1 protein-coding gene is annotated in these 360 nt (G+C 69.2%); it reads right to left on the reverse strand.

The features are described from left to right. On the reverse strand, window positions 1-360 hold a 360-nt coding region (locus EN990_RS35305), incomplete at both ends, for a hypothetical protein (RefSeq protein WP_164766243.1).

A 360-nucleotide genomic window follows, 5' to 3' on the forward strand; every position in this document is an offset into this window, starting at 1 on the left:
ACCTGGGTGGCCGAGTCGACCACCAGCGTGATGGCATGGTTGCCGTCCGTCGTCACCAGCCCGGTCGCCGCCGCGCCGGCCAGAGCCAGCGCGTAGCCCACATCTGTCGTGTAGCCGTCGACCGCGCCGGCGTCGAAGGTCGGCGGCGTGATCGTCGCCTGGCTCTGCCCGCCAGCCCCGCTGGCCTCGACCACCTCGGCGGGACCAACCGTCACTGCCGCCGTGATCGAAAGCGTCGGATCGGTGTCGTCGAAGATCAGCGACAGCCCCGAACTCGTGCTTTGCTGCGACACGACGTCGGCGTCGCCGTCCGTCACCGTCACCGTTGCCACCACGTTGATCAGACCGTTGAGGTCGAGG

The organism is Mesorhizobium sp. M7A.F.Ca.US.005.03.1.1 (genome assembly GCF_003997975.1).
In the GTDB taxonomy this organism is placed as follows: Bacteria; Pseudomonadota; Alphaproteobacteria; order Rhizobiales; family Rhizobiaceae; genus Mesorhizobium; species Mesorhizobium ciceri.